We start from the raw sequence: 4642 nt of genomic DNA on the forward strand, positions 1-4642 counted from the left end.
TCCCGGCCGGTGGGCGCGGCGGTGCTCCCGCCGGCGGCCGTGGTGCTCCTCCGGGAGCACGTGGCGGTGCCCCGGTGGACGGGCGCGGCACGCCGCCTGGTGGTCGTGGTGGCACGCCGCCGGATGGACGCGGCGCTGCTCCGGCCGGTGGCCGTGGCGGCGTCCCGGCCGGTGGGCGCGGTGGTGCCCCGGCCGATGGTCGTGGCGGTCCGCCCGCTGGTGGCCGTGGCGCTGCCCCGGCCGGTGGTCGTGGCGGTCCGCCCGCCGGTGGACGTGACGGTGCTCGGGGCGGTCCGCCCGCTGGTGGCCGTGGTGCCGAGCCGGCGGGTGGGCGTGGTGGTGCCCCGGCCGGTGGCCGGGGTGGCGCGCCCGCTGGCGGTCGTGGTGGCGGTGTCTACGGCGGTGGGCGGGCAGAACCGCCGCGCCGGGATGCTGCCGGCCCCCGGGAGCCGCGCTCCGGCCCGCACCGCGACGGTCACGACGACCGGCGCGGCGGCCAGTACGGCCCACCGCCCGGCCGCAGCGGCGAGCGCTACTGACGCTGCGGCGGACCCCCCGCCTACACCTGACCGGCCGCCCTCCCCGGGGAAGGACGGCCAGTCAGGGTACGGGTCAGATCCGGCGGAGCACGGCGACGACCCGACCCATGATGGTGGCGTCGTCACCCGGGATCGGATCGAAGGCCGGGTTCTGCGGCATCAGCCAGACGTGGCCGTCGCGCCGCCGGTAGGTCTTGACGGTCGCCTCGCCGTCGAGCATGGCGGCCACGATGTCACCGGCCTCGGCGATCGGCTGCTGCCGGACGACGACCCAGTCGCCGTCGCAGATCGCCGCGTCGAGCATCGAGTCGCCCTTGACCTGGAGCATGAAGACCTCGCCCTCACCCACCAACTCGCGGGGGAGCGGGAAGACGTCCTCCACCGCCTGCTCGGCGAGGATCGGCCCGCCGGCGGCGATCCGGCCCAGCATCGGCACGTACGCCGGGGTGGGGCGCTGGGCGCGGCTCAGCTCGTCGTCGGCGTCCCCGCCGGGGGCGCGCACGTCCACCGCGCGGGGCCGGTTGGGGTCGCGCCGCAGGAAGCCCTTCTTCTCCAGCTCCTTGAGCTGGTAGGCGACGCTCGACGGGGAGACCAGGCCGACGGCCTCACCGATCTCGCGGACGCTCGGCGGGTAGCCGTGCCGCTCCACCCAGCTGCGGATGAACTCCAGGATGCGGCGCTGCCGGGCGGTCAGGTCGACGGCGGTCGGGTCGGGGAAGCCGCTGACCACCGGCGTGACCGGGCGGACGGCCGGTTGCCCGGTGCGGCTGCGGGCGGCGCGGGGACGCCGACTGGCCGGGGAACCCGCCTCGGCGATCGGCTGCGGGTTCTTCTGCCGGCTGGCCCGGTCCTCGGTCACGTCCGTCCTCCCTGGTCGGCGCTGGGTGCCTTGGCGGCTCGTGGTGCGTGCGGGGGTGTCGCGGTGCCGGACCGACGTGGTGCGCCGTGCCCGGTCGTTCATGACCGTATAGGTGAGATCGGTCATTTTCAAACATCTGTACGACGCAACTCGGCGTGTCGGGTGGAAATCCTGGCCTTTCGTACGCCTGTTCTGGTAGATGGTACGTCCCCGTCGGGTCGGCGTCCGGCGGGTTGTCGGCCGGGTCGCGTCCTCCGTCCGGGGGGCCTGTCCGGGCGGCCGGTAACCTCCCGTGGGCCCCGTCGGTTGCACCCAGCGTGTCCCCGGGACGACGGGTCGCCGCCGGTGGTCGGAGGTGACGCGCCGGACACGCCGGCAACTTGACCCGACCCCCTCGGCGGCCTACGGTCGACCCCTAGATGTAGTAGTCACATGGGCGTAAGTTGCCCACAGGTTGGGTTCGACTACCCACCGCACTCCCGTATCGTCGACCACGGCGACGGCCGGCGGAGCCGGCTCCGCCGGGCCGACGCGTGCCCGGAGGCGGGCGGGCGGGCCCCGGTCGATCAAGGAGGTCAGGCGATGCGGTGTCCGTACTGCCGGCACGCCGACTCCCGGGTGGTCGACTCGCGTGAGGCCGACGACGGTCAGCTCATCCGGCGGCGGCGTTCCTGCCCGGAGTGCGGCAAGCGGTTCACCACCGTCGAGGAGGCCGTGCTCGCGGTGGTCAAGCGCAGCGGCGTGACCGAGCCGTTCAGCCGGACCAAGATCATCGGTGGGGTGCGCAAGGCGTGCCAGGGGCGGCCGGTCGACGAGGACTCCATCGCCCTGCTGGCCCAGAAGGTCGAGGAGACCGTCCGGGCCAAGGGCGCGGCCGAACTGCCGAGCCACGACGTGGGACTGGCGATCCTGGGCCCGCTGCGCGACCTGGACGAGGTGGCCTACCTGCGCTTCGCCAGCGTCTACCGCTCGTTCGACTCGCTTGCCGACTTCGAACGCGAGATCGAGACGCTGCGGGCCGCCGCACAGGCCCGCGCCGACGCGGCCGGGGCCACCGACCGTACCGACTGACTCTTTTCCGACAGCAACGACCTGGATTCTGACAGTGACGACGCGTGGCGGGTGGCCGCGCAGACGAGGGGGCCGATGAGATGGCGGGGGACGGCGTGACAACAAGCCGGTCGCGGGCGGCGAAGAACGGCGCGGTGACGGGCCTCAAGGTGCAGCGGGTCTGGACGACCGAGGGCGTGCACCCGTACGACGAGGTGGCGTGGGAGCGCCGCGACGTCGTCATGACCAACTGGCGGGACGGCTCGATCAACTTCGAGCAGCGCGGGGTGGAGTTCCCCGAGTCGTGGAGCGTCAACGCGGCGAACATCGTCACCACCAAGTACTTCCGGGGCGCGGTGGGCACCCCGGAGCGGGAGTGGTCGCTGCGGCAGCTCATCGACCGGGTCGTCCAGACCTACCGGGCCGCCGGTGAGCAGCACGGCTACTTCGCCAACCCGGCCGACGCGGAGGTCTTCGCGCACGAGTTGACCTGGATGCTGCTGCACCAGGTGTTCAGCTTCAACTCGCCGGTCTGGTTCAACGTCGGCACCCCGTCGCCGGCCCAGGTGAGCGCGTGCTTCATCCTCGCCGTCGACGACTCGATGGACTCCATCCTGGACTGGTACAAGGAGGAGGGGCTGATCTTCAAGGGTGGCTCCGGCTCCGGGGTCAACCTGTCCCGTATCCGGTCCTCCCGGGAACTGCTCTCCTCCGGCGGCACCGCCTCCGGCCCGGTCAGCTTCATGCGCGGCGCGGACGCCAGCGCCGGGACGATCAAGTCCGGCGGGGCCACCCGGCGCGCGGCCAAGATGGTCATCCTCGACGTCGACCACCCGGACATCGAGGAGTTCGTCACCACCAAGGCGCGCGAGGAGGACAAGATCCGCGCGCTGCGGGACGCCGGTTTCGACATGGACCTCGGCGGCAACGACATCGTCAGCGTCCAGTACCAGAACGCCAACAACTCCGTCCGGGTCTCCGACGAGTTCATGACGGCGGTGGAGAACGGTGGCGGCTTCGACCTGCGGGGCCGCCTCGACGGGCAGACCATCGAGACCATCGACGCGCAGAAGCTGTTCCGCACCATCGCCCAGGCCGCCTGGGAGTGCGCCGACCCGGGCCTGCAGTACGACGACACCATCAACGACTGGCACACCTGCCCGGAGACCGGCCGGATCACCGCGTCGAACCCGTGCTCGGAGTACCTGCACCTGGACAACTCCTCGTGCAACCTGGCCTCGCTCAACCTGATGAAGTTCCTCCGCGCCGACGGCGGCTTCGAGGTGGAGAAGTTCGTCAGGTCGGTCGAGTTCGTCATCACCGCGATGGACATCTCGATCTGCTTCGCCGACTTCCCCACCGAGAAGATCGGTGAGACCACCCGTGCCTACCGGCAGCTCGGCATCGGCTACGCCAACCTCGGCGCGCTGCTGATGGCCTCCGGCCTGCCGTACGACTCGGAGCAGGGCCGGTCGGTGGCGGCGGCGATCACCTCGCTGATGACCGGCACCGCGTACCGCCGTTCGGCCGAGCTGGCCGGCATCGTCGGCGCGTACGACGGCTACGCCCGTAACGCCGAGCCGCACAAGCGGGTCATGCGCAAGCACGCCGCCGCCAACGACGCCATCAAGCCGGCCGGCACCGTGGCCACCGCGATCCAGCGCGAGGCCACCCGGCAGTGGACCGAGGGCAACAAGGTCGGCGACCGCAACGGCTGGCGCAACGCGCAGGCCAGCGTGCTCGCCCCGACCGGCACCATCGGCCTGATGATGGACTGCGACACCACGGGCGTCGAGCCCGACCTGGCGCTGGTGAAGTTCAAGAAGCTGGTCGGCGGCGGCTCGATGCAGATCGTCAACCAGACCGTGCCGCGCGCCCTGCGCAGCCTCGGCTACCCGGAGGAGCAGGTCGAGGCGATCGTCGAGCACATCGCCGACCACGGACACGTGGTGGACGCCCCCGGCCTCAAGCCGGAGCACTACCCGGTCTTCGACTGCGCGATGGGCGAGCGGTCGATCGCCCCGATGGGGCACGTGCGGATGATGGCGGCCGTCCAGCCGTTCATCTCCGGGGCCATCTCCAAGACGGTCAACATGCCGGAGCAGGCCACCGTCGCCGACGTCGAGAAGATCTACTTCGAGGGCTGGAAGCTCGGCCTCAAGGCGCTGGCGATCTACCGGGACAACTGCAAGGT

The 4642-nt window shown here is 71.8% G+C and carries 3 protein-coding genes and 1 pseudogene; 2 read left to right on the top strand and 2 right to left on the bottom strand.

Annotation, left to right across the window (positions count from 1 at the left end; all coding sequences use genetic code 11):
- Together ACOJTC_RS15615 and lexA are read right to left on the bottom strand one after the other, a co-directional pair.
- Positions 1 to 479: pseudogene (locus tag ACOJTC_RS15615) on the bottom strand (hypothetical protein); the annotation flags it as partial.
- A 133-nt stretch (positions 480 to 612) separates the two neighbouring features.
- Positions 613 to 1398, bottom strand: a complete 786-nt coding sequence (gene lexA / locus ACOJTC_RS15620; RefSeq protein ID WP_088646445.1) for a transcriptional repressor LexA — start codon at positions 1396 to 1398, stop codon at positions 613 to 615.
- Between the two features lie 582 nt (positions 1399 to 1980).
- On the opposite strand from lexA, the gene nrdR reads away from it, so the two are divergent.
- Both nrdR and ACOJTC_RS15630 read left to right on the top strand, forming a co-directional pair.
- The gene (gene nrdR / locus ACOJTC_RS15625; RefSeq protein WP_420117423.1) at positions 1981 to 2469 is read left to right on the top strand and encodes a transcriptional regulator NrdR; all 489 of its coding nucleotides are present in this window, start codon (positions 1981 to 1983) and stop codon (positions 2467 to 2469) included.
- Between the two features lie 80 nt (positions 2470 to 2549).
- Positions 2550 to 4642 (top strand): vitamin B12-dependent ribonucleotide reductase (locus ACOJTC_RS15630; RefSeq protein ID WP_420117424.1); only part of this gene is annotated, 2093 nt, incomplete at its 3' end.

The sequence above is a fragment of the Micromonospora sp. genome (assembly GCF_048594385.1).
Lineage (GTDB): Bacteria > Actinomycetota > Actinomycetes > Mycobacteriales > Micromonosporaceae > Micromonospora > Micromonospora wenchangensis.